Annotated in this window: 24 protein-coding genes; 8 read left to right on the top strand and 16 right to left on the bottom strand. The window is 71.6% G+C overall.

Translation table 11 applies throughout. The annotated features are described in order from the left end of the window. The first annotated feature begins 61 nt into the window (after positions 1-61). Positions 62-880, top strand: a complete 819-nt coding sequence (locus tag ACIBX3_RS28695; protein ID WP_397122220.1) for a BTAD domain-containing putative transcriptional regulator — start codon at positions 62-64, stop codon at positions 878-880. 5 nt (positions 881-885) lie between these two features. On the opposite strand, the gene ACIBX3_RS28700 is transcribed toward ACIBX3_RS28695, so the two are convergent. The 7 genes from ACIBX3_RS28700 to ACIBX3_RS28730 all read right to left on the bottom strand — a co-directional run bounded on the left by ACIBX3_RS28700 (position 886) and on the right by ACIBX3_RS28730 (position 7237). Further along, positions 886-2754: an ABC transporter ATP-binding protein gene (locus tag ACIBX3_RS28700; protein ID WP_397122222.1), complete on the bottom strand. Its 1869-nt coding sequence runs from the start codon at positions 2752-2754 to the stop codon at positions 886-888. A 5-nt stretch (positions 2755-2759) separates the two neighbouring features. Further along, complete coding sequence (locus ACIBX3_RS28705; RefSeq protein WP_397122224.1) at positions 2760-3305, bottom strand: TlpA family protein disulfide reductase; 546 nt, start codon at positions 3303-3305, stop codon at positions 2760-2762. Positions 3306-3319: 14 nt separating this feature from the next. After that, positions 3320-3835 (bottom strand): MauE/DoxX family redox-associated membrane protein, encoded by a 516-nt coding sequence (locus tag ACIBX3_RS28710; protein WP_397122226.1) that lies wholly within the window; start codon positions 3833-3835, stop codon positions 3320-3322. Between the two features lie 14 nt (positions 3836-3849). Further along, entirely contained in the window at positions 3850-4302 is a 453-nt protein-coding gene (gene lepB / locus ACIBX3_RS28715) for a signal peptidase I (protein WP_397122228.1), read from the bottom strand. 11 nt (positions 4303-4313) lie between these two features. After that, positions 4314-4493: a hypothetical protein gene (locus ACIBX3_RS28720; protein ID WP_397122230.1), complete on the bottom strand. Its 180-nt coding sequence runs from the start codon at positions 4491-4493 to the stop codon at positions 4314-4316. A 183-nt stretch (positions 4494-4676) separates the two neighbouring features. Continuing rightward, positions 4677-5879, bottom strand: coding sequence for a tetratricopeptide repeat protein (locus ACIBX3_RS28725; protein WP_397122232.1), 1203 nt, complete (start codon positions 5877-5879; stop codon positions 4677-4679). Further along, the gene (locus ACIBX3_RS28730) at positions 5876-7237 is read right to left on the bottom strand and encodes an AAA family ATPase (RefSeq protein ID WP_397122234.1); all 1362 of its coding nucleotides are present in this window, start codon (positions 7235-7237) and stop codon (positions 5876-5878) included. The genes ACIBX3_RS28725 and ACIBX3_RS28730 overlap by 4 nt, the downstream gene beginning before the upstream one ends. A gap of 125 nt (positions 7238-7362) precedes the next feature. On the opposite strand from ACIBX3_RS28730, the gene ACIBX3_RS28735 reads away from it, so the two are divergent. Beyond that, positions 7363-8076, top strand: a complete 714-nt coding sequence (locus tag ACIBX3_RS28735) for a hypothetical protein (protein WP_397122236.1) — start codon at positions 7363-7365, stop codon at positions 8074-8076. Between the two features lie 7 nt (positions 8077-8083). Here ACIBX3_RS28735 and ACIBX3_RS28740 read toward each other — a convergent pair whose 3' ends face one another. The 5 genes from ACIBX3_RS28740 to ACIBX3_RS28760 all read right to left on the bottom strand — a co-directional run bounded on the left by ACIBX3_RS28740 (position 8084) and on the right by ACIBX3_RS28760 (position 11898). Next, a complete protein-coding gene (locus ACIBX3_RS28740) occupies positions 8084-8212 on the bottom strand; it encodes a hypothetical protein (RefSeq protein WP_397122238.1) in 129 nt (42 codons plus the stop codon). Between the two features lie 30 nt (positions 8213-8242). After that, complete coding sequence (locus ACIBX3_RS28745) at positions 8243-8992, bottom strand: sulfite exporter TauE/SafE family protein (RefSeq protein ID WP_397122240.1); 750 nt, start codon at positions 8990-8992, stop codon at positions 8243-8245. 272 nt (positions 8993-9264) lie between these two features. Next, the gene (locus ACIBX3_RS28750; protein WP_397122242.1) at positions 9265-9453 is read right to left on the bottom strand and encodes a YbdD/YjiX family protein; all 189 of its coding nucleotides are present in this window, start codon (positions 9451-9453) and stop codon (positions 9265-9267) included. Then, complete coding sequence (locus tag ACIBX3_RS28755; protein ID WP_397122244.1) at positions 9450-11582, bottom strand: carbon starvation CstA family protein; 2133 nt, start codon at positions 11580-11582, stop codon at positions 9450-9452. The genes ACIBX3_RS28750 and ACIBX3_RS28755 overlap by 4 nt, the downstream gene beginning before the upstream one ends. A gap of 79 nt (positions 11583-11661) precedes the next feature. Further along, the gene (locus ACIBX3_RS28760; protein WP_397122246.1) at positions 11662-11898 is read right to left on the bottom strand and encodes a DUF3311 domain-containing protein; all 237 of its coding nucleotides are present in this window, start codon (positions 11896-11898) and stop codon (positions 11662-11664) included. A gap of 103 nt (positions 11899-12001) precedes the next feature. Between ACIBX3_RS28760 and ACIBX3_RS28765 the strand changes: the two genes are divergently transcribed. From ACIBX3_RS28765 to ACIBX3_RS28775, 3 genes are read left to right on the top strand one after another with little or no spacing between them, the layout of a single operon-like run. Next, positions 12002-13537 (top strand): sodium:solute symporter, encoded by a 1536-nt coding sequence (locus ACIBX3_RS28765; protein WP_397122248.1) that lies wholly within the window; start codon positions 12002-12004, stop codon positions 13535-13537. Next, positions 13534-14085: an RNA polymerase sigma factor gene (locus ACIBX3_RS28770; RefSeq protein ID WP_397122250.1), complete on the top strand. Its 552-nt coding sequence runs from the start codon at positions 13534-13536 to the stop codon at positions 14083-14085. Before ACIBX3_RS28765 ends, ACIBX3_RS28770 begins: the two co-directional genes overlap by 4 nt. Further along, positions 14082-14366 carry a hypothetical protein gene (locus ACIBX3_RS28775; protein WP_397122252.1) on the top strand — a complete coding sequence of 95 codons (285 nt, stop codon included), beginning with the start codon at positions 14082-14084 and terminating at the stop codon, positions 14364-14366. Before ACIBX3_RS28770 ends, ACIBX3_RS28775 begins: the two co-directional genes overlap by 4 nt. Positions 14367-14386: 20 nt before the next feature. Here ACIBX3_RS28775 and ACIBX3_RS28780 read toward each other — a convergent pair whose 3' ends face one another. Both ACIBX3_RS28780 and ACIBX3_RS28785 read right to left on the bottom strand, forming a co-directional pair. Then, on the bottom strand, positions 14387-15598 hold the full coding sequence (locus ACIBX3_RS28780) for an MFS transporter (protein ID WP_397122254.1): 1212 nt from the start codon (positions 15596-15598) through the stop codon (positions 14387-14389). A 19-nt stretch (positions 15599-15617) separates the two neighbouring features. Further along, complete coding sequence (locus tag ACIBX3_RS28785; protein WP_397122256.1) at positions 15618-16571, bottom strand: NAD-dependent epimerase/dehydratase family protein; 954 nt, start codon at positions 16569-16571, stop codon at positions 15618-15620. A 72-nt stretch (positions 16572-16643) separates the two neighbouring features. Here ACIBX3_RS28785 and ACIBX3_RS28790 point away from each other — a divergent pair, with 72 nt between their 5' ends. The 3 genes from ACIBX3_RS28790 to pyrH all read left to right on the top strand — a co-directional run bounded on the left by ACIBX3_RS28790 (position 16644) and on the right by pyrH (position 18524). After that, complete coding sequence (locus tag ACIBX3_RS28790) at positions 16644-17561, top strand: AEC family transporter (protein WP_397122258.1); 918 nt, start codon at positions 16644-16646, stop codon at positions 17559-17561. A gap of 46 nt (positions 17562-17607) precedes the next feature. After that, on the top strand, positions 17608-17733 hold the full coding sequence (locus ACIBX3_RS28795; protein WP_397122260.1) for a hypothetical protein: 126 nt from the start codon (positions 17608-17610) through the stop codon (positions 17731-17733). Between the two features lie 71 nt (positions 17734-17804). Then, positions 17805-18524, top strand: a complete 720-nt coding sequence (gene pyrH / locus ACIBX3_RS28800) for a UMP kinase (protein ID WP_397122262.1) — start codon at positions 17805-17807, stop codon at positions 18522-18524. Positions 18525-18537: 13 nt separating this feature from the next. Here the strand turns inward: pyrH and ACIBX3_RS28805 are convergent, their stop codons facing one another. Continuing rightward, positions 18538-18789, bottom strand: coding sequence for a hypothetical protein (locus ACIBX3_RS28805; protein ID WP_397122264.1), 252 nt, complete (start codon positions 18787-18789; stop codon positions 18538-18540). Between the two features lie 204 nt (positions 18790-18993). Beyond that, positions 18994-22080, bottom strand: a complete 3087-nt coding sequence (locus tag ACIBX3_RS28810) for an ATP-binding protein (protein WP_397122266.1) — start codon at positions 22078-22080, stop codon at positions 18994-18996. Positions 22081-22124: the final 44 nt, after the last annotated feature.

Here is a 22124-nt window from a genome sequence, read left to right on the forward strand (position 1 = left end):
CATGATCGACACGTACGTACCGTGTCGTGGGAGCGCTCCCATACTCGTGTTCGGGGGGAAAATGGGTCTTCGATTCGGCATCCTCGGACCGGTACGGCTGTGGCGAGACGGCACGATGGTGCCGCTGGGGACGATGAAACAGCGTCTCCTGCTCACCCGTCTCCTGCTGGAGCCGAACCGCGCGGTCTCTCACGATCGGCTGTTCAGCGCAATGTGGGAGGACAGCCCGCCGAAATCGGCCCTGGCCAACGTACGCAGCTACGCCAACCGGCTGCGCAAGGACCTCGCCGGCCGCCTGCGGGCGCACCCGCCCGGCTACCTCCTCGCCGTCGAAGCCGGTGAGCTGGACGTCGCGGAGTTCCACGAGCTGGTACGGCAAGGGCGTGGCGCGATGGGCGGCGACCGCTACGAGGAGGCGCTGGGTTACCTCACCGCGGCACTGGCGCTGTGGCGGGGCGCCGCGGCCGACGACATGCCGAGGACGGTCGGACTGGCCGCCCAGCTCGACGCGCTGGAAGAGCAGCGCTACCTGGCGATCGAGGAGTGCGCGCGGGCCCGGCTGGCGCTCGGCAGGCACAGCGAGATCATCGGCGGCCTCCGTGAGACGCTCGCGCTGCGGCCCACCAGAGAGCGCCTGTGGGGGCACCTCATGGTGGCCCTGTACCGGACCGGGGACGTGGCGGGCGCGCTGACCGTGTACGCCGAGGCGCGGCGGGCGCTCGACCGCGAGCTCGGCATCGCGCCCGGTCCGGAGCTGGCCGAGCTGCACCACCTCATGCTGAACCGGGATCCGCGCCTGAGCGGCCCGGCACTGGGCTGGCAGGGCCGCCGCCCCCGCTGCCCACGCCGCCCCCTCCGGCTCCGCTTCACGCGCCGATGATCGGATCAGGCGTCGGCGGGTTGATAACCCTGGGCCTGCAGGGTGAAGAGCCTCCGGTAGAGACCGTCGAGCATGATCAGCTCGTCGTGAGTTCCCTGCTCGGCCACCTGCCCGTCGTCGAGCACCACGAGCGCGTCCGCCTCCCGCACGGCCCCCAGCCGATGCGAGATCAGCAGGCTGGTACGCCCCGCCCGATACCGGCGCAGGCGGTTGTGGATCTCGTGCTCGGCCTCGGCGTCGAGCCCCGAACTCGGCTCGTCCAGGATCAGCAGATCACGCTCCGCACCCAGCATCGCCCTGGCCAGCGCGAGCCTCTGCCACTGTCCGCCCGACAACACCACCCCGGCCTCGGGGTCGGGTCCGAAGAACATCCTCGTCAGCAGCGTGTCGTAGCCGCGCGGCAGGGCGCTGACCGCGTCGTGGACGCCTGCCTCCCGCGCCGCGGCCTCGATCCGGCCGGCGGAGGCGGTCAGCCTGTCGCGGCCCGCCACGTCGCCGATCGCGATGTTCTCGGTGGCGGTCAGGTCGTACTCCATGTAGTCCTGGAACACGGCGCCGATGCGACCGCGCAGCTCCACGGGGTCGAGGTCGCGCAGGTCGACGCCGTCCCACAGGATCGACCCCCGGTCCGGGTCGTAGAACCGGCACAGCAGCTTGACGAGCGTGCTCTTGCCCGCGCCGTTCCTGCCGACCAGCGCGACCGCTGAGCCGTGCGGGATCGTGAGGCTGACGCCGCGCAGCGACCACGGATGGTCGGGGGAGTAACGGAACCACACGTCGCGGAGCTCGATGCCGCGCCTCAGCACGGGCGGCGGCACCGCCCGGGCGGGCACGGGCAGGTCGGGCTCGGCGCTGGTCACGGTCAGGTAGTGGTCGAAGTTGAGCAGCTGCTGGTGCGCCATCGTCACCTCGCGGACCAGCGCGGCGAGCGCCGACTGCACGCCGACGATCGAGGTGGCCAGCAGGGCGATGTCGCCCGCGGTGAGCCGGCCCTCGACGGCGGCGAACAAGGCCCAGATCAGCCCCGCCCCGGAGATCACGCCGGACAGCAGCCCGAGCCCGCCCTCGACGCCCAGCTCGCGGCGGTCGAGGTGGCGGCGTTCTGAGTCGGCGGCGACCCGCTCGGCGTTCATCCTCGACCGGAAATACCGGCCGGCGCCGAACAGACGCAGCTCCTTGGCGGCCCGCACGCTGGTCAGGAGCTGCCGGTAGAACAGCTCACGCCGTTCCATCGGCCCGATCCGCCACATCATGGACGCCCGCTGGCGCGACAGGCGCAGCTCGGCGGCCAGCGCGGGGAGCGCCGCCACCAGGACCGCGCCGGCCAGCAGCGGGCTGACGACCAGCAGGGAGCCGAGGAACCCCAGCACCGTGACGAACCCGCGGCAGATCGCCAGCGTCCCCGAGACCACCGCGCTCGGGGTGGCGCCGCCCGACGTGTGGGCCAGGCTCATCCGGTCCAGGAACGCGGGGTCCTCGAACTTGGCCAGGCCGGCGAGGCGCTCCACGCCGGCGAAGAGCTGGTCCTGAGCCAGTCGACCGGTGCGGCGCTGGAGCTCCTGGCGCAGATAGCTGGAGATGTGCGGGAGCGTGACGGCCGCCACGCCCGCCGCCGCCAGTCCCGCGCCCACCGCGACCAGCGTGGACGAACCCGACGTCCGGTGCGCGATCACGTCCAGCGCCGACTTGGTCAGCCAGGCTGCGGCCACGGGCACGGCCGCTTCGATCAGGGTCAGGACCGCGTACACGAGCACATGCCACCGGGCCGCCTGCCAGGCCAGCCCGAGCGCGCGGGCGAGAGCCGCAGGGCTCGCCTTCATCCGTACGTCCACCGCCGGCGCGGCGATCTCCGGGAAGGTGGTCTCCGAGGTCACGGCGGCTATGCCCGGGCGAACGAGAAGACCTGGTTCAGCCGCAGCCCGCTGGCCATGATCCGGCCGTCGCCGCCCACCAGCGCGAAGACCGGGAACGCCTGCACCTGCAGCGCCGACGTGACCGGCCCGCCCATCTCCTCGACGACCACCCGGGCCACCGGCTCCAGCTCGGCCCGCAGCGGTCCCGACTCCCCCTTCTGATCGACGATCACGGCGAGGACCTGCTCGGGGCCTCCGGGGAAACGTTCGGCCGAGGCGAGGAAGTCCGGCATCGCCTTGTGGCAGGCGTCGCAGCCGGGCGAGAAGACGCCCACCAGGACCGGCTGCGTGATCAGATCACGGGAGACGGTGGATCCATCGGTGGCCACGGTGTCGTACGGCGGCGCGACCGCGCCCTCGGGCAGGATCGCCTGCCGCCCGTGCCCGTCGTCGGAGCGGTCGGCGAGGGCCTCGGAATGCTTGCGCAGCCGCCGGATCACGCCGACGGTCAGCGCCAGGTTCAGCAGGCAGAGGACGCCCAGCAGGATGACGAGCGTGACGACATAGGGCATGGCTGACCTCCAGGTCAGGCAGTCGGGCTGAACAGGTCGATCAGGTCGTCGCCGAGGGCCACGACGATCGCGGCGACCGCTCCGGTGGCGACGGCGGTCAGCATGGCCGCCACGTCGCCGGTCACGGGCGCGTACGCGAGGAGTCCCAGGGCGGATACGGTCATGAGGATGAGGTTGCGTGCCACGTGGCCGTAGCCGAGCGGGCGGCCGGAGGCGCCGAAGCACGCGCAGGGAGCGCGCTCGGCCCGCCGCAACGCGGCTGCGATCGCGCAGGTGAACGCCGCCAGCAGGCCCAGCGCCAAGGCGAAACCCGCCCGTACGGTGCCGGGCACGACGACGAGCGCCGCGATCGCGAGCTCGGCGGCCACGACGGCCGCGCCCGCCACGCGGACCGGCGGCCACGGCGGCGCGAGCCTGCGGGTCGCGGCCAGGAAATCGGCGTACGCGCTCCTGCCGCGCAGCTTGCCCGCCGCCGACATGATGAACAGCAGGGCCACCAGGCTGCGGCAGCCGAGGGCAACGTACTCCACGGAGCCTTCCTCCACTAAGACAGACGGCGGAGCGCCACTCCGAGCAGGGTGCCGGCGTCGATGAGCCCGCACTGCCGGGAGTCGAAGCTGGCCGACGGGTTGTCGCCGAGGACGATCAGGCGGTCCGGCGCCACCCGGCGCTCCGGCACCACGGCCCGCACAGAGTCCGGGACCGGGTCACCGGGCAGCGCCACCACGCGCTTGACCATCCAGCGCCGCTCGGGCGGCGGCGGCTCGCCGATGCCCAGCCAGTCGGGCGTCTCGAACACGACGACGTCTCCGACGGAGATCCGGGCCAGCCGGGTCCGCCTGACCAGGAGCCGGTCGCCCGCGTGGAAGGCCGGCTCCATGCTGAGGCCGGACACCACGACGACGGCGAGCCGGCGCCGCAGGATCAGCAGGACCAGCAGGACCAGCAGGAGTCCGGCGACCACGAGGAGACCGGCCGTCCACGCGAACATGGTCATCTATGCGGTCGTCAGCAGCAGTTGCAGTGCCAGGGACCGCACGACTCGCCGGTACCGCAGGAGGCACCGTAGGTGCAGCACCTGCGGACCAGGCACGTGGTGCCCTCGTACCAGCACGGGCACGCGGCCTGCGCCGAGTGCTCCGGGACCACCTTGGCCAGCAGCCAGTCGCTCAACTTTCCGATTCTCACGCGAACCGCCTCTCTGTGGGCGTTTTGGGGATCACCGGAGACGTTAGAAACGGACGGGACAATTCACGTACCAGGCGGATACGTCACGCATACATTGAGGCCCGCCGCGGTTCCGCCGGGCGGGCGGACCGGCATGGCCCGGAAAGAGGCCCGAGCCATCGCCCGCCGCCCGCTCCGGAAGGGTCAGACCTCGGCACGGTTGTGGTCGCGGAAGAAGCGCCGTGCGCCGGCGGCCAGCCAGATCGTGCCGAGGCCGGCGTACACGCTCAGCAGCGCTCCGGGCTGGGAGCCGACGATCAGTGCCGTGGCGATGGCCGCCACCAGCAGGCCGGTCCAGGAGTACAGGACCCCGCGCCCGCGGGGCGAGCTGGTGTGCGTGGACTCCTGGACGGGGGTGATCAAGGCCATGATCGCCACGCCCGCCGTGCCGACGGCCTCCTGGCCGAGCGTGATGCCCAGCGCGAGCACACCGGCCCCGGCGAGCAGCAGGCCGCAGCACGCCATGGCCACGCGGGACTCGGCGCGCTCGAAAAGCAGCCGGGTGGCCCTGGAGCGGGCCAGCCGCAACACGGTCACCGACTCGGAGACCCACGCCGCCCAATGCAGCAACGCGACGAGAATGAAGATCGCGATGACCGGCGGAGCCACGGGCAGCAGGAAGACCAGCCGCCAGCCGCCGCGGTACCGGCGGCGCAGGTTCGACAACATCCGCTGGAGCGGATTGCGCTGCTTGAGCGCCGTCACCAGAAGGTCCCTGGCCGGGCCGTATTCGGGGTCGAGGCGGAGCACCTCCCGGAACGAGTCGGCGGCCCCCTTGGGGTCGCCGAAGGCCAGCGCCACCTGCCCGGCTACCAGGTGCGCGGTGGGGTGCTCCGGGTCCAGCTGGATGGCGTGCGCGGCGGCGGCCCTGGCCGGTTCGGCCTCTCCGAGCTTGGTGTAGGCGAAGGACAGCAGGCTCACCAGGACCGACACCTGTGGATCGACGGCCAGCCCGCTCCGGGCCGCGTCCGCCATCTCGGGCCACTGTCCCTTGCGATGGTGGGCACGGGCCAGCAGCTCCCACGTCGACGTGTGCTCGGTGGAGTGCTTCAGTGACTCCTTCGCGCAGTTGATCGCCGGGTCGGCCAGGCCGAGGTGCAAGAACACCTGCCCGGCCACGTAGTGCGGATACCAGTCGTCGGGCAGCAGGCGGATCGCCTCCCGCGCCGTGACCATCGCCTCGGCCGCCTTGCCCTGGTGAACCAGGGCGAAGGCCAGCAGGCAGTGCGCCATGTACTGTTGCGGCTCGACGGCGAGCACGCCGCGCAGCTCCCGCTCGGCGTCGGCCTGCCGCCGCAGCCGCAGCAACATCCTGGCCCGCTCGATCGACTCGTCGACCTTCGTCATTTGGCCTTGATCCACGGCATCAGCTCGTCCCACGCGCCGGACTCGTTGGCGTGCAGCACGTAGTTGCGGGCGGTGGCCAGCCACTCGCGTACCGCCGTGGGCCGGGTGCCCTTGGCGGCGGCCAGCAGGTCGGCGGTGGACATCGGGATGGGGCGGCCCGCGCTGATCGACTGCTGGAGCTTGACCTCCACCGCGCGGTCCACCACGCCCTTCAGGTCCGCGCCCACCATCTGCTCGGTGGCCCGGGCCACCGCGTCGAAGTCCATCTCGGCCAGCGGTTTGTCGCGGCAGAGGATGCGCAGGATGGCCGCGCGGGCCGCGGCGTCGGGCGGCGGCACGAACACCATCTGGTCGAACCGGCCCGGCCGGCGGAAGGCCCCGTCGATGTACCAGGGCGCGTTCGTGGCCGCCAGCACCAGAACGCCCTCGTTGGCGTTCTGGTCCACGCCGTCGAGCTCGGCCAGGAACTGGTTGACCAGCTGCCGGGTGTGCGCCTGCCGCATGTCGGAACGGCGGGCGGCCAGAGCGTCGACCTCGTCGAAGAACAGCACACAGGGGCGGTTGCGGCGGGCCAGGTCGAATGTGGCGCGCAGGTTGCGCTCACTGGAGCCGACGTACATGTCGAGGATGTCGGCCAGGCCGACGTCGACGAACGACGCGCCCAGTTCGCCGGCGGCGGCCCTGGCCAGGTGGGTCTTGCCCGCTCCCGGCGGGCCGTACAGCAGGACGCCGCCACCGGCGCGCTTGCCGTACGCGGCGAAGAGCTCCGGTTGCTGGATCGGGAGCAGCAGTTTGATCCGCAGTGACTCCTTGACCGCGTCCATCCCGGCCACGTCGGCGAAAGTCAGCTTCGACCGCTCCACCTCGCCCGGCTTCTCCTCCAGGGGCGCATGCACCGGTGCCGGTGGGCCCGACGGCGCCACCGCCGGGATCGTCATGCGGGATTCGAGCTCCGAGTCCGCGACGGACGGATCGCGTGAGACCGCCTCGTGGTAGCGATAGGCCGCCTTGCTCGTCTCGCCCTCCCCGAGCAGCGCCCGCGCCGCGACGATCCCGAGGCGGGGCGGGTATCCCGGCGCGGCGAGGAACGGCTCCAGCGCCGACAGCGCCGCACCATATGCGCTCTGCCGCACGAACGCCTCCGCCAGCCCTGCCGTGACGTCAGCGTCCTGGGGCGCGAGCACCAGTGCGGCGCGGAACTCGGCTTCAGCGTCCGCCAGGTATCCCCTGGTCAGGAGCTGCTCGGCGAGATGCCGCCGGAGCGGGAGATTGTCCGGTGACAGACGCGCCGCTTCGCGGAGCGCCTGGAGGCCGGGGTCGTCGAGCACCAGCTCGATCCCTTCTGTCGCGGAATTCACATCCGTATCAAGCTACGCAGGCTACCGAATACCAGCTCATAAGGTCTCAGGTAGTGCTGGGTATACCGGCCACTCTCGTGCCGGCACCCGTGTGCCCGAGCGCGGCCGCCGCTTGGATCGGTGGCATGACGATGACACATGTCCCGGGCCGCTGGGTCGAGGGCGCCGGGCTGGTGCTCGGGCCGCTCCTGCTGCTGGCCGGGGTGCTGGTCCGGGCCGGCGAGGACGACTTCTTCCACGGCCAGCTCGCCGCGTACGCCGCCGCGCCGGACAAGATGGTTCTCTCCTACAGTCTGTACGCGGCCGGAGCGGTGCTGTTGTGGCCTGCGGTCGTCGCCCTCGCCCGCGTGATCGGGGCGACGCGCCCGGGCTGGGCCACGTGGGGCGCCACGCTGGTGGTCCTCGGGCTGTTCGGGCGGGTGTTCCACGCCGGGGCGAGCCACCTGGCCTTCCGGATGGTGGACACGCTCGGGCTCGAGGCGGCGCAGCGGGCGGTCGCGGACACCTATGGCGCCTTCCACGTCTTCAAGGCCGTCAACATCTGCATCATGGCCGGCTGGATCGTGCTGGCCGTCGGCGCGTTCCTGTCCAAGGCCCTCGGCGCCACGGTGCTCGGCGTGATCAGGTGCGTCGCGCTGGCGTCGGCGGCGGGGCTGCCGCTCGGCGTGCTCAAGGGCAGCAGCGACCCGATCTCCCTGGTCGCGCTCGCCGGCCTCGCCGTCGCCCTGGTGCCCCTCGGCGTCTCCGTGCTGCGGAACGGCCCGGCGCCCCGCTGGTGGGCCGTCGCGCTCACGGTCGCGCTGATCCCCACCGCCTTCGTCCTGGGGCTGACCGGCTGATCGCGGCCTACTGGACGGGCACCTGGAGAGCACGGAAGGTCCCGATCTTGACGGTCAGCGTCGCGACACCCGAGGGCAGCTCGAACAGACCCCAGAACATCTTCTCCGCCTCGGGCCCGAACTTCTCGGTACCCAACCGCACCCCGTACTGGGTTGAGCATCCTCTCTAGTCTGTAAGGAGCTTCGCAATCGCCGCCACGCCGATGCAGACGATCAGGCCACGCAGGACCGGGGCCGGGAACCTGCGCCCGACCTTGGCCCCGAGGAAGCCGCCCGCCGTCGAGCCCAGCGCCACCAGGAGGACCGCGAGCCAGTCCACGTCCGCCACCAGCGTGTACAGCACGGCGGCCACGGTGTTCACCAGCAGCGCGAGCACGTTCTTGGCCGCGTTGAGCCGCTGCAGGTCCTCGTCGAGGAGGATGCCCATCAGGCCGAGGAGCATGATGCCCTGCCCGGCGCCGAAGTAGCCGCCGTAGGTGCCGGCGGCCAGCGTGCCCGCCCACAGCCACGGGCCGCCGTGCGTGCGCCCGGGGTGCGCGGCGAGCAGGCGGGTGAGTCTGGGCTGGATCAGGACCAGCACGCAGGACACCGCGATCAGCACGCTCACGATCAGGTTGAAGCTGCTCTCCGGCAGGTTGAGCAGCAGGAGGCCGCCGATCAGCGAGCCGATGACGGAGGCGGAGGCCAGCCTGAGCAGGCGCTCGCGCTGGCCCTTCAATTCCGGCCGGTAGCCCATGACGCCGGTGAAACCGCCGGGGACCAGGCCGATGTTGTTGGAGACGTTCGCGGTGATCGGCGGCAGGCCGACGGCCAGCAGGGTGGGGAACGTGATCAGCGATCCGGACCCGACGACGGTGTTGATGGCTCCGCCCGCCACGCCGGCCGCCAGCACCGCGGCCATCTCCCAAGGTGTCATGGCGGTTGACTCTAGGGCATGTCTTACTTAATAAGACGATCGCTCTCGAAATATGAGACACGGGTGATTGCCCGTTTGAGTATCTTGCCAGTGTGACTCACGGGAAGTTCGTCCACGAACGAAATGTGCCGGGGGTACTTGTACGCGGCCTGCCGCACCACCGGGTGCTCGTACAGGATGCAGAACGTCCAGATCGACACACGTAAGGAGTTCGGCCCGCTGGCGGGCTGAACCGGCTGGGGCGATCATGCGGAACATGATCGCCCCAGCCGTCAGCAGCACCGGGTGCCGGGGTTCTCGTCGAGGCGGGACAGGCGGCGCCGTTCGTACGCGCGCCTCGACAGGGCGGGGGAGCCCGGGTGGGTACGGTGGTGCCGCTCGACGTAGCGGTCGTAGCCGGCCTCACCGGTGAGCTCCCGCAGATACCACCGGACGAGACGGAGCAGGCGGGCGGGCGTCACGACCGGTCCGGCCCCCCATCGGCGCCGGCGCCCACCAGCTCTCGCCCGATCACCAGCCGCGACTCGACGTACGGCGCCTCCGTCGTCGGCAGCGGCTCGCGGGAGCGCACGGCCCGCAGGCACACCAGCACGGCGTTGCCGATGACCAGGATCACCAGCACCGCGAACAGGGCGGCGAGCACCCCGTCCACCGTGGAGTTGACGACGACGGTCCGCATCCCGTCCATGTCCTTGGCAGGCGCGAGCACCTTGCCCTGCTCGATGGCCTCGGCGAAGCGGGCCCGCTGGGCGAAGAAGCCGATCCTCGGGTCGGCGGAGAAGATCTTCTGCCAGCTCGCGGTCAGCGTGACCGCCGCGTCCCAGGCCAGCGGGAGGCCGGTGACCCAGGCCCACTTCAGCCGCCCGCTCTTGATCAGCACAGTGGTGGCGACGGTGAGCGCGACGGCGGCCAGCAACTGGTTGGCGATGCCGAACAGCGGGAAGAGCTGGTTGATGCCGCCCAGCGGGTCGTTCACCCCGGCCCACAGGAAGTAGCCCCACGCGAGCACGACCACGGCGCTCGTCCCCCACAGGCCCGGCTTCCAGCCCACCCGGCCGAGCGGCTTCCAGACGTTGCCCAGTGTGTCCTGCAGCATGAACCGGCCGACGCGGGTGCCGGCGTCCACCGTGGTCAGGATGAACAGGGCTTCGAACATGATCGCGAAGTGGTACCAGAAGGCCTTCATCGCGTCACCGCCGAGGACTGTGGAGAAGATCTCCGACATGCCGACCGCCAGCGTCGGGGCCCCTCCGGTACGGGCCACGAGGGTCTGCTCCTGCACCGCGGCGGCGGCCGCCTGGAGCTCCTGCGGCGAGATGGTGAATCCCAGGTCGGCCACGGCCGCCGACGCGCTCTCCACGGTCGTGCCGAGCAGACCGGCCGGGGAGTTCATGGCGAAGTACAGCCCCGGGTCGAGGATGCAGGCCGCGATCAGCGCCATGACGGCCACGAAGGACTCCATGAGCATGGCCCCGTAGCCGATGAGCCGCACCTGCGACTCCTTCTGGATCATCTTCGGCGTGGTGCCCGACGCGATGAGAGCGTGGAACCCCGACAGCGCGCCGCAGGCGATCGTGATGAACACGAACGGGAACAGTGCGCCGGAGAAGACCGGCCCCGTCCCGGTCGTGGCGAACTCCGTGATCGCCTCGGTCCGCAACACCGGCGCCGCGACCAGCACGCCCACCGCGAGCAGGCCGATCGTGCCGAGCTTCATGAACGTCGACAGGTAGTCGCGCGGCGCCAGCAGCATCCACACCGGCAGCACCGAGGCGAAGAACCCGTACACCACCAGGCAGACGACCAGCGTCTGCGGGCTGAGCGTGAACGTCTCGGCCAGCGGCGAGCTCTGCACCCAGCCGCCCGCGACGATGGCGAGCAGCAGCAGCGCCACGCCGATCACGCTGGTCTCGACCACCCGGCCGGGCCGCAGCACCCGCAGGTACAGGCCCATGAAGAGGGCGATCGGGATGGTCATCGCGATCGAGAACGTGCCCCAAGGCGACTTGGCCAGCGCGTTGACCACGACCATGGCCAGCACCGCGAGCAGGATGATCATGATGGAGAACACCGCGATGAGCGCCGCGGTGCCGCCGACCCGGCCGATCTCGTCCCTGGCCAGCTGTCCCAGACTGCGTCCGTCGCGGCGCATCGACAGGAACAGCACCACCATGTCCTGGACCGCGCCGGCGAAGATGACCCCGACGATGATCCATATGGTGCCGGGCAGGTAGCCCATCTGGGCGGCCAGCACCGGCCCGACCAGCGGCCCGGCCCCGGCGATGGCCGCGAAGTGGTGCCCGAGCAGCACCCGCCGGTCGGTTGGCTGGAAGTCCACCCCGTCGTCCAGCCGTTCGGCGGGCGTGGCGCGCCCGTCGTCCACCCGTAGCACCCGCCGGGCGATGAAACGGGCATAGAAGCGGTAGGCGATCGCGTACGAGCCGAGCGCCGCGGCGATCAGCCAGATGGCCGAGATCTCCTCGCCGCGCGACAGGGCGATCACTCCCCACGCGACCGCGCCGGCGACGGCGACGGCGGTCCAGATGACGATGGATCTGAGGTCGGGTCTGGTGCTGGTGGCACCCTTCACGGTGTTCCTCCGGGGGGTTTCGGGCGTGCGGCATCGCGCCGGCGGCCCTCGGGCCGCCCGCGTGCGGAGATGACAGGGGTTACCGGCGGCGCGTGCCGCCGCGGAGCAGGAGATAGGCGATGATCATCAGGATGATGCTCACCGGGACCCAGGCGAGCTGGTACCAGTAGAAGAACGGCATGCCGGCCAGAACCGGCCCTTCCCGCGCGTATGACGGCACCCAGAGGAGCGCCACGAACGGCGCGACCAGGCACAGGCCCGCCGCGATGCGCGCCGGCAGCGCAGGCGGCGGTCCACCGGTCGGGTCGCTCGTCATGGGGTCCTCCGGGACGTCTCGTATGTTGCCTGCTTGTTGCCGACACCCGTGTTTTGGTTTACGCGAAATTTCACCTAAGTTGCGAGTCAACCAAACGGCACCTGTGCGCAACTTCCAGGTGACCTCCTACGCCATGGCGGTGGCTATGACGAACAACCCGGCGACGGTCGCGGTCTTTCTCGCCGTGCTCGTGGGGACCTCCCTTGTCGCGGTGACCGCCCGGTGGTTCCGGCGCGTGGACGATCTTCCGACGCTGGAGGACTGGGCGCTGGCCGGGCGGCGGTTCGGCGGGGTCGTCACCTGGTTCCTGCTCGGCGGCACCATCTACACCGCCTACACCTTCGCCGCGGTGCCGGGGCTGGTCTACGGGGTGGGGGCGCTGGGGTTCTTCGCGCTGCCGTACACGGTGATCGTCTATCCGCTGGCGTTCCTGCTGCTGCCCCGGCTGTGGCGGGCCGCGCGGGAGCACGGTTGCGTGACGGTCGCCGACTACGTCAAGGCCCGGTTCGGCCTGGCGTCGCTCGCCCTCGTCGTCGCGCTCACCGGCATCCTCGCCACGATGCCGTACATCGCCCTGCAACTCGTGGGCATCCGCGCCGTCCTGAGCGCGGGCGGCCTCTACCCGCGAGGGTGGGCCGGCGACCTGGCGCTGGTCGCGGTCTTCGCCGTGCTCGCCGCGGCCACCTACCGGTACGGCCTGCGCGCCCCGGCGGTGATCTCCCTGGTGAAGGGGGCGGCCGTCTTCGGCGCCGTGATCGGCGTGGTCGCGGTCGTGCTGAACCGGCTGGGCGGGGCCGGGCGGATCTTCGAGGCGGCCGAGCGCAACCTGCCGGACCGGCCCGGCGCGCCGTCGCTGCTGCTGGAGCCGGAGATGTTCCCGGCGTTCGCGTCCCTGGCGCTGGGGTCGGCGCTGGCGCTGCTGATGTACCCGCACGTGCTCACGGCCGCCTTCGCCGCGGCCAGTGCGCGAACCCTGCGGAAGGTGACGATCGCGCTGCCCGTCTGGACGGCGGTGCTCGGGCTGTTCGGCCTGCTGGGGATCGCCGCGCTGGCCGCCGGGGTGCAGGCGCCGCCGGGCAACGCCGAGGCCGCGCTGCCGCTGCTCATCCAGCGGCTCATGCCGGCCGCGCTCACCGGGGCGCTGTTCGGCGCCCTCGCCGTGGGCGCCCTGGTGCCGGCGGCGGTCATGTCGATCGCGGCGTCCACGGCGTTCGTCCGCAACATCTACGTGGAGTACTTCAACCCCTTCGCCACGCCCAAGTACCAGACCCGGGTCGCGCAGTGGGTCTCGCTGACCGCGAAGGTCGGGGCGGTCGCGTTCGTGCTGGGGCTGCGCAACCAGGACGCCATCAACCTGCAACTGCTCGGCGGGGTGTGGATCCTGCAGACGTTCCCGTCCGTGGCGCTGGGGCTGTTCACCCGCTGGTCGAACGGGCGGGCGCTGCTCGGTGGCTGGCTGGCCGGCATGGTCGCCGGCACGCTGATGGTCGCGTGGGGAGGGTTCTCCGCGGTGATCACCTTGGGGGTGCCGGCGTACGCCGCCGTCGTCGCGCTGGCCATCAACCTCGTGGTGACGCTGGCGCTTGCTCCGTTCGCCCGGTCCGTTCCGTCCCGTCCCCTGCCCGTGAGGCCGGTATGACCATAGAACCACCCATCCTCCACGTGGCCGACCCGCCGGCCGATACGCGGGACCTCGGGGCCCTGAACCGCGACGCGGCGCTCGCCGAGTTGTTCGCCCGGCACTACACGCCGACGCTCCGCCTGGCCGTGCTCCTCGGCGCAGACGACGCCGAGGACGTGGTCGCGGAGGCGTTCTGGCAGCTCTACCGGCGCTGGAACAAGCTGCGCGACGTCGACGCCGCGCTGGCCTACCTGCGCGGCGTCGTGGTCAACCTGATCCGGATGCGCGTGCGTCACCTGCAGGTCGCGCGGAAGCACACCAGCACGGTGGAGGACGACGCGATCTCCGCGGAGAGCGAGGCACTGCTCCGCGACGATCAGCGGGAAGTCGTCGCCGCGCTCAAACGGCTGCCCGACAGGCAGCGGGAGGCGCTGGTCCTGCGCTACTGGCTCGGCCTGCGAGAGAGCGAGATCGCCAGGGCCATGGGCATCTCCTGCGGCGCGGTCAAATCACACACGGCCCGCGGGATGGCGGCGCTGACGCGGGCGATGGAGGGACGGTCATGACAGGGGGCTCGATCGGCGAGGAGCGGTTGCGCGAGACACTGAACGTGCTGGCCTCCCAGGTGCAGCCGTCGCCCGACGCCTACCGGCAGGCCCGGGCGGACTGGAAACGGCGCGAGCGGCGGCGCCGGCTGGTGCTGGCCACACTGGTGACGATCGTGTTCGCGCTGGCCAACATCATCGGCCTGTGGGCGCTGAACCAGACCCAGGACCGCCCTCAGGTGATCTTCAATGGCCCCGGTCAGACGCAGGTGCACACCCCGGCTCCGGCCGTCCGCCCCTGAGACGCCTCACCGGCGCAGGTCTAGGGGGCCGCGACGGCTTCGGCTCTGGCCTGGCGGGCGGCGGGTGACAGCCACGCCAGCGCCAGGGCCGTCGTCGCGGCCGCGAGCGCGGCGAGGATCGGGACCACCGGGGCGATCTCGTACAGGGAGGTGGACAGCAGCGGCCCCGCGATGAACGTCGATCCGATGACCGCGTTGACCAGCCCGGAGATCGAGCTCTGCTCCTCGGGTCCGACGAGCAGACCGGGCGCCGCCGCGAACCCCGGCATGGCCAGCCCGAGCCCCAACCCGAGCAGGCCGAACGCCACGGTGATCAGCCACAGGTCGTGGGCCACGGCGAGCAGCCCGTACGCCGCCACCGTGAGCGGGGCGCCGACGCGGATGAGCCGGAGCGCCCGCCACCCGAGAGCCGGCACCAGCCCGCCCTGCACGCCGACGATCACCAGGCCGGTGACGCCGAGCGCGAGGCCCACGCCGCCCGCGGTGGCCTGCGGATCCGCGTGGAGCCGGTCGGCGATCAGAAAGCCCAGGATCACCTGTACGAGCCCGAGCGACAGGAAGGTGCAGAAACCGATCGCGAACAGCGGCCACAACCGCGCGTCCCACGGTCGCAGCCGGGGTCCTCTGGGCGCCGCGGACGTTCTGGCCGGTTCGCGCCGGACGGCCACCAGCACCCAGATCGTGAGCAGCGCGCAGATCGCCGGCGACACGTAGACCGGGAGGAGCAGCGACGCCGCCGCCAGCACGCCGCCGCCCGCGGGCCCCACCACCAGGGAGAGTCCCTGCGCCGCGCCCACCAGTCCGGTGGCCCTGGTCCGATCGGCCTCCCCGGCCGTGATGAGGCCCGCCACGGTGAGGGCCGCGACCGGCAGCGCGGCGAGACCGACCCCGAACAGCACACTGCGGGTGAGGATCATCAACGCGAGCGTGACCTGCGGGGACACCACACCGCGGAGCCCGAGGGTGACGGCCACGGCGAACCCCGCCAGCCCGACGGCCGTGAGCCCGAGCCCCAGCGCCAGGACCGTGCGTAGCCTGAGCCTGCGCATGGCCCGGCCCCACATCGGGCTGGCCGCGGTCAGCGCGACAGCGGACACGGTGATGACCAGGCCGAGCTGCGTCTCCGTCAGCGCCAGCTCGCGCGCCAACGGCGCCAGGACAGGCGTGAGCAGCTGCTGTGCGGAGAAGACGGCGAGGATCGTGACGAGCAGGGGAGCCATGGTCTTCCGCACGGTCGCGATCCTCTCGCTTTCAGGTGGCGATGGTCCCGGCTCTCACCAGCCAGTCGACGGCTTCGGCGATGGCCTCCAGCGGTTCGTAGCGCGGCCGGTGGCCCAGCAGCCGCTCCGCCTTCTCCATGCTGCAGTGCGGGCTGTACATGATGTGGTCGTACGTGATCCGCGCGTCCTCCTCGGACACCGTGGCCCGCCACTGCTCCCACGGCAGGTACGTCAGCCGCGCCTCCCGCCCGAACCACCCGGACGCCGCCTCGGCGTACCCGCGCAGCGTCAGCGCGCCGGTGGCCACGGAGTGGAAGCTCTCGCCCACCGCCGCCGACGGATTGGCGATCGCGTCCATGAACAGCCGCGCCACGTCGTCGGCGTGCACGTGCTGCACGGTCTCCATGCCGAAGTTCGGCAGCGCGAGCTCCTCCCCGTCCGCCAGCGTCTGGAAGACGGCGGGATTGACGTTCCCTGCCGGATTGACCGGCACCCATCCCGGCCCGGTGATGTGCCCCGGATGGATGATCGTCACCGGGAACCCGTCCCGATGGGCCCGCTCCAGCAGATAGGCCTCGATGGCGGCCTTCTGCTTCCCGTATTCGCCGAGCGGCCGCTTCGGCCGGTCCTCGGTCGTCGGCACGCGCGCGCTCGGCCCGTGCGTCCAGATCGTCCCGCAGTGCAGGAACTGCCGGACCTTTCCCGTCAGGGCCTCGGTGATGTGCCGGGCACTGTCCTCCTGGAAGCAGATGAGGTCGATGACGACGTCGGCTTCCAGGTCCGCGATCCGCCGCCCGAACGTCCCGTCGGCGTCCTCCGCGTCCCGGTCCACCGTGACGGTGTCGACCCACTGCCACGCCCCGTGCGGGCTGTAGGGACCCCGCTTGCCCCGGCTCATCGCGACCACGTCATGACCCGCGTCGACGAGCCTGGGGACGAGGTATGTGCCGATATGGCCGCTGGCACCGATCACCACTACGCGCATGAATGCCAGCGTAAACCCGGACTTGGCGAACCGATACGCTGCTGAACGTCCGACTTCGGAGGTCAGTTCAGCGTGTCGGGGGTTGTCGCGGCGTTCGCCGCGCTGGTGTCGGTTGCCGTGCTCGGTTACGTCGTCGGTGTCGGCGGGCTGCTGAAGGCCAGGGACGAGCTGGTCCTGTCGCGGCTGGCGTTCTTCGTCGCGACGCCGGCGCTGATGTTCGTCACCGTTTCGCGGGCCGACCTGCACATCCTGCTCTCACCGGTGCTGCTGACCGAGGTGGTCGCCGTGGCGTGCGTGCAGCTGCTCTACGTCCTGGTGGCCAGGCTGCTCTGGCGGCGTGACCGCCGCGAGCTCACCATCGGTGCGCTGGCCTCCTCGTACGTCAACGCCGGCAACCTCGGCGTCCCCATCGCCATCTACGTTCTCGGCGACGGCGCGCTGGTCGCCCCGATCCTGCTCTTCCAGCTGATCGTGCTGACGCCCATCTCGTTCCTGATCCTCGACAAGGGCGCGAGATCGATCCGCTCGGCGCTGGCACTTCCCTTCCGCAACCCCCTCACGGTGGCCTCCCTCCTGGGCCTGGCCTGCGCCCTGACCGGCCTCTCCCTCCCGGTGACGATCATGCGCCCGATCGAGCTGCTCGGCGGCGCCGCCGTCCCCGTCGCGCTGCTCGCCTACGGCCTCAGCCTGTACGGCTCCCAGCGCACGCCGCCGGAGGGAAACAGCGTCGCCTGGGAAGTCTCCCTCGTGGTCGCGCTCAAGTCCGTCGTCCAGCCCGTGATCGCCTACCTGGTGGCCCGTTTCGCCCTGGGGCTGGACGGCGGCGCGCTGCTGGCCGCGACCTTGTTCGCCGCGCTGCCCACGGCGCAGAACATCTATGTGTACGCGGTGAACTACGACACGGGCCGCCGCCTGGCCCGCAGCGCCGTGCTGATCACCACTGTCCTGTCCATCCCCATCATGACGGCGATCGGCGCGGTCCTGGGTTGATCGCACCGTCACCGACCTGACCCAGCATGTAGGTGCGGTCTACAGCGTGGCCGAGTGGGGCGACGACTTCACCGACGTCCTGGGCGGCTCTCCCGGCCGGACACACGCGGTGCGGACGGACGGCGCGGAGTGGCGGGCGAAACCGTCGAAGGCTCCGGCAGACCCGGGGTGAGCCGCCAGGCCATCGATGGCTACGCTTGGCCAGGTCGCCGACCGCGCGGCCCGCTGGAGGGACTGAGCATCATGGGCCGATATTCGCGTGTCGTGGTCAAGGTCAGCGGCGAGGCGCTGGCGGGCCCTTCGGGCTGGGGCGCGGACCCGGCGAGTCTCGCGCAGTTGGCAGATGAGCTGCTGTCGGTGCACGAGCTCGGGATCGAGCTCGCCGTCGTCATCGGGGGCGGAAACTACTTCCGTGGCCGGATGGCCGACGGCTGGGGCATCGGGCGGGCCGAGGCGGACAACATCGGCATGCTCGGCACGGTGATGAACGCGCTCATGCTGCGCGGTGTCCTGACCGCACGGTCCGAATCGGACGTCCGGGTGATGACAGCGGTCCCGATGCAGAGCGTCGCCGAGCCGTTCATCCGGCTCCGCGCTGACCGGCACCTGCGGCGCGGCCTGATCGTGCTGCTGGCAGGAGGGATCGGCCAGCCGTACGTCACCACGGACTACCCGGCGGTCCAGCGGGCGCTGGAGCTGGAGGCGGACGCGCTGCTGGTCGCCAAGCGCGGCGTGGACGGCGTCTACGATCGTGATCCCAACCTCGATCCCGACGCCAAGCGTTTCACCAATCTCACGTATCGGGAGGCACTGGCAGCCGGGGTCAAGGTGATGGACCAGAGCGCTTTCGTCCTGGCCGACGAGCAGGGACTGCTCATGCACGTCTTCGACGTGGCCGCGGTAGGCGCGATGAGCGCGATCTGCCAAGGGGACGACATCGGCACCCGCATCACCCGCGACTGAGCTCCGGACGTCGTCACAGTGCCCGCCAGCCTCGTACGACGCTGTGCAGGTAGATCGCAGCCTCTTCATGCGCACCGATCGGAAAGCGGGGCATCTCGCCACGGCCAGTCGGCCGCACGAGGTACGCGCGGTCCTCCCCGTCGCCGACGATGTCCACTTGTGCTCGCAACGCGCCGTCTCCACCACGTACCTCCAGCACAGCGGGCTTGTGGTTGATGTAGCGAGGTGCCGCGGACTTCATGTCGAGGCGAATCACATTGATCACAACGGCGGAGACGTTCAGGGACAGAAGCGAACGGCGCAGTAAGCCGAGCAGAGCTCCGTTTTGGTCAATTTGACCCGCTGCTGTGGTGTTACTGATAGTTACACCTCACATGTTCCTTATGTGTGTACTTGGGGGTACGAGGAAGACGTGAGGGCAGTTCAACTTAGGACCGGCGACAACGGGGCCACCTGACGGGTTCGCCGTTCAGAGGCGCCAGGTGATCTCGTTCTCCGGCTGGTAGCGGCACGTGGACCCCGTGGAGACGGATGCGCGCAGGTGGGCGGCCAGCTCCGGGTGGGTGTGATCGAGCTTGCGGAGCACGTCACGGATCCTCGCCGTGACCGTCTTGCGGGCCCGCTCAGCCTCATCTCCCAAGCGGCGCGTACGCCCCCCGAGCCCCGCCGCCGCCCGCAACTCCTCCAGCAGCGCCGCACGCTCATGATCGAACTCGGCCGCCCGCCGATCGTCGCCCAGCTCCACGGCCCGGTCGATCTCCTCGTCCAGCTGGGTCAGCCGTCCGCGGTAGCGGGTCTTGGCCTCATCGTCGAGCACCTCGTCGCCGCCCATCCGGCGGGCCGCCACGACGAGCTCCCCGCCCTCCGGGTCGAGCAGGCGTACGGCGGGCACGTCCTGGCCGGGAAGGCTGAGGAGAGTGTGCAGGTCGCGCAGCCCCTTGGCGTCGGGCAGGTGGGCGGACCGGCCCGCGAACACCAGCGACCAGACCGGCCCCTCCCGCCTGAATCGCGCGTCGTCCGGGTCGCGCACGCTCGGCGGCAGGGTGCCCGGCCCGGAACGCGCCGGGCTTACGGACTCCAGCACCTGCCGCATCCCCAGCTCAGCGGCCTCCCGCCGGACCCCGCCCAGCAACTCCTCCGCCGCCTCCGTGTCGCCGGGCAAGGCGCGGGCGAGCAGCGCCTGAGCCAGGTGTGCCCGGGCCAGCACGGACCACGGCCGGGCCCGCATCCGGTCGGCCGAGCGGTAGGCGGCGGTGAAGCCGTCCACGGCCGAGTCCCAGCGGCCCTCCGCGGCGTCCACCCTGGCCAGCCACAGGTCGTACGGTCCGCTGATGTCCCAGCCAAGCAGCGCCACCGCCCATTGCCCGCGATGCGGTGACAGCGCGGCCCGGGCCGCGGCGCACAGCTCGGGGTCCTGGGTCGCCGCCGCCAGCTCGGCCTGGTAGCGCAGCCACAGCGGTTGCGCCATGCGGTCGCGCGGCTCCCCGTCCGGCAGGTGGCGCAGCGCGACGTCGAGGTCGCCGCCCTGCAGCGCCGTCAGCGCCTCCAGCAGTCCCGCGCACGGGTGCTGGGTGCCCCTGAGCTGGTCGAGCACCTCCTCCTGCTCCGCCACCTCGCCCCGCAGCCACAACAGCGCCCACCGGTGGTGCTTGAGCATGAAGGCGAAGTGTCCGTGCCGGGTGTCCAGCCGGACCTCCGAGAGCAGCGACTCCGCCTCGGCGAAGCGCCCGGCGAGGGCCGCGAGGATGCTGGCGTCGATCGCCGTGGTCATGACGTAGTGCGGCTGCTCACTGCGCCGGGCCTTGGCGGCGTATTCGTGGAACTGGTCGAGAAAGCGGGGGTCGCCCTGCTCGATCAGGGCCACCCAGCGCAGCGCCCTGGCGAAGTGCTCCAGCTCGGGGTCGGAGGTCCGCCGCGCCAGGCCGATCAGCTCGCCCGTCAGCGCCACCCGCTCCCCGGCCGTGCCCGGCCCCCAGATGATGTCGTGGTGCGCCCACAGGCTGAACACCAGCGCGTCGAGGTCGCCGCCCTGCCTGGCCAGCCGGGCGAGGTGGACGACCAGGTCGAGCGCCAGCCGCTCGTCCGGCACCGAGCGGCCCACCAGCCTGGCGTGGGCCTCGCGCAGCCGGTCCAGCGCCTGCGCCGGGCCGACGTGGGAATGGAGGACCAGCGCGACGCGGGCGGGCAGCTCGGGGTCGTCGAGCTCGCGGGCGATCACGGCGGCCTCCTCGAACAGCCGCATCGCCTCGTCGGGCGCACCGTCATGGTGCAGCTCCCGGCCCAGCTCGAGCGCGACCATCGCGTGCGCGCGCGGGTCTGCGGCGCTGCGCTCGTACGCCCGGCGCAGGTGGGTCAGCTGCTCCTCGGCGGCCATCCGGACCCGCGCGTCCCGGGCCGCGGCGAGCAGGAGGCCGGTCGCCCGGGCCGGGTCGACACGGTCGCCCGCGAGGTACGCGTGCCCGGCCAGGTCGCTCGGCAGCACCTTGCCCGTGAGGCCGGGCGCGCGATCGAGGGCGGCGACGATCGCGGCGTGCAGGTCACGGGGGTCGTCCAGGGAGTCGTAGAGGGTCTCGCGCACCAGGTCGTGCGCGAAGGCGAACACACCGCCGCCCTTGGTCACCACGAGCTTGGCGACCACGGCAAGCTCCAGCAGCCGGTCCACGTGTGCGACCGGCGCGGCGACGATGGCGGCCAGCACCTGCCGGTGGAACTCGTGTCCCAGCACGGCCGCGGCGGGCAGCAGCTCGGAGACGGGCCGGGGCAGAAGAGAGAGGCGGCGCAGCAGCGCGTCGCGGATGCCGGGCGCGATGGCGCTGGCCGAGCCGCCGCTGCGCCACAGCCTGGCGGTCTGCTCGACGAAGAACGGATTGCCGCCCGTACGGAGATGGACCTCGGCGACCAGGCCGGGCGGCGGCTCGTGGCCGGCCGTGCGGGCCATGAGCGCCGCCACGCCCGCCTGGTCGAGCCCGGTGAGCGTGATCGTGGTGGCCTTGGCGACGAGCGGGGACAGCAGGTCGCGCAGCGAGTGGTCGACCGGCTCGACCTCGGCGTCCCGGTAGGTCCCGATGAGCAGCAGCCGCTCGAACCACGTCTGCTGGGCCGCGAACTCCAGCAGCCGCAGCGAGGCCGGGTCGGCCACGTGCAGGTCGTCGATGACGATCACCACGGGGCGGCGTTGGGAGAGCGCGACCAGGGCGGAGGCTACGGCGTCGTAGAGCCGGAAGACGTCGGGAGCCTGGCCGCCCTGGTCCTCGCCCAGCAGCGGCGGGCCGCCGCGGGCCTCGCCGAGGAGAGCGCCCAGGTTGCCGCCCCCCGCCTCTTCCACCGCGGCCCACTCCGCGGGCTCGGCGCCGCGGCGCAGGGCGCGGAAGACCTGGGTCCACGGCCAGTAGCCCGGCGCGCTGCCGGAGTCCCAGCACGCGCCGCCCACCACCAGCGCGCCATGGCGCCTGGCCTCCCGGACCGCGCTGGTGACCAGCGTGGTCTTGCCGATCTCGGCACGCAGCAGCGCGGCCGGGTGCTCCCTGCCGATGAGCTCGTGCGCCGCGACGTCCATGGGCATGACGCTTGCACGCTACCGGCGAGGACCGACAAAGTTCG

This window comes from Nonomuraea sp. NPDC049480, assembly GCF_044465905.1.
Lineage (GTDB): Bacteria > Actinomycetota > Actinomycetes > Streptosporangiales > Streptosporangiaceae > Nonomuraea.

Bases quoted from the DNA above. Each gene is read 5' to 3' on its own strand.
- ACIBX3_RS28745 (WP_397122240.1), bottom strand. From the start codon at position 8,992: ATGACACCTTGGGAGATGGCCGCGGTGCTGGCGGCCGGCGTGGCGGGC.
- ACIBX3_RS28810 (WP_397122266.1), bottom strand. From the start codon at position 22,080: ATGGACGTCGCGGCGCACGAGCTCATCGGCAGGGAGCACCCGGCCGCG.
- ACIBX3_RS28785 (WP_397122256.1), bottom strand. From the start codon at position 16,571: ATGCGCGTAGTGGTGATCGGTGCCAGCGGCCATATCGGCACATACCTC.
- ACIBX3_RS28735 (WP_397122236.1), top strand. From the start codon at position 7,363: ATGACGATGACACATGTCCCGGGCCGCTGGGTCGAGGGCGCCGGGCTG.
- pyrH (WP_397122262.1), top strand. From the start codon at position 17,805: ATGGGCCGATATTCGCGTGTCGTGGTCAAGGTCAGCGGCGAGGCGCTG.
- ACIBX3_RS28775 (WP_397122252.1), top strand. From the start codon at position 14,082: ATGACAGGGGGCTCGATCGGCGAGGAGCGGTTGCGCGAGACACTGAAC.
- ACIBX3_RS28695 (WP_397122220.1), top strand. From the start codon at position 62: ATGGGTCTTCGATTCGGCATCCTCGGACCGGTACGGCTGTGGCGAGAC.
- ACIBX3_RS28760 (WP_397122246.1), bottom strand. From the start codon at position 11,898: ATGACGAGCGACCCGACCGGTGGACCGCCGCCTGCGCTGCCGGCGCGC.
- ACIBX3_RS28705 (WP_397122224.1), bottom strand. From the start codon at position 3,305: ATGCCCTATGTCGTCACGCTCGTCATCCTGCTGGGCGTCCTCTGCCTG.
- ACIBX3_RS28725 (WP_397122232.1), bottom strand. From the start codon at position 5,879: ATGACGAAGGTCGACGAGTCGATCGAGCGGGCCAGGATGTTGCTGCGG.
- lepB (WP_397122228.1), bottom strand. From the start codon at position 4,302: ATGACCATGTTCGCGTGGACGGCCGGTCTCCTCGTGGTCGCCGGACTC.
- ACIBX3_RS28770 (WP_397122250.1), top strand. From the start codon at position 13,534: ATGACCATAGAACCACCCATCCTCCACGTGGCCGACCCGCCGGCCGAT.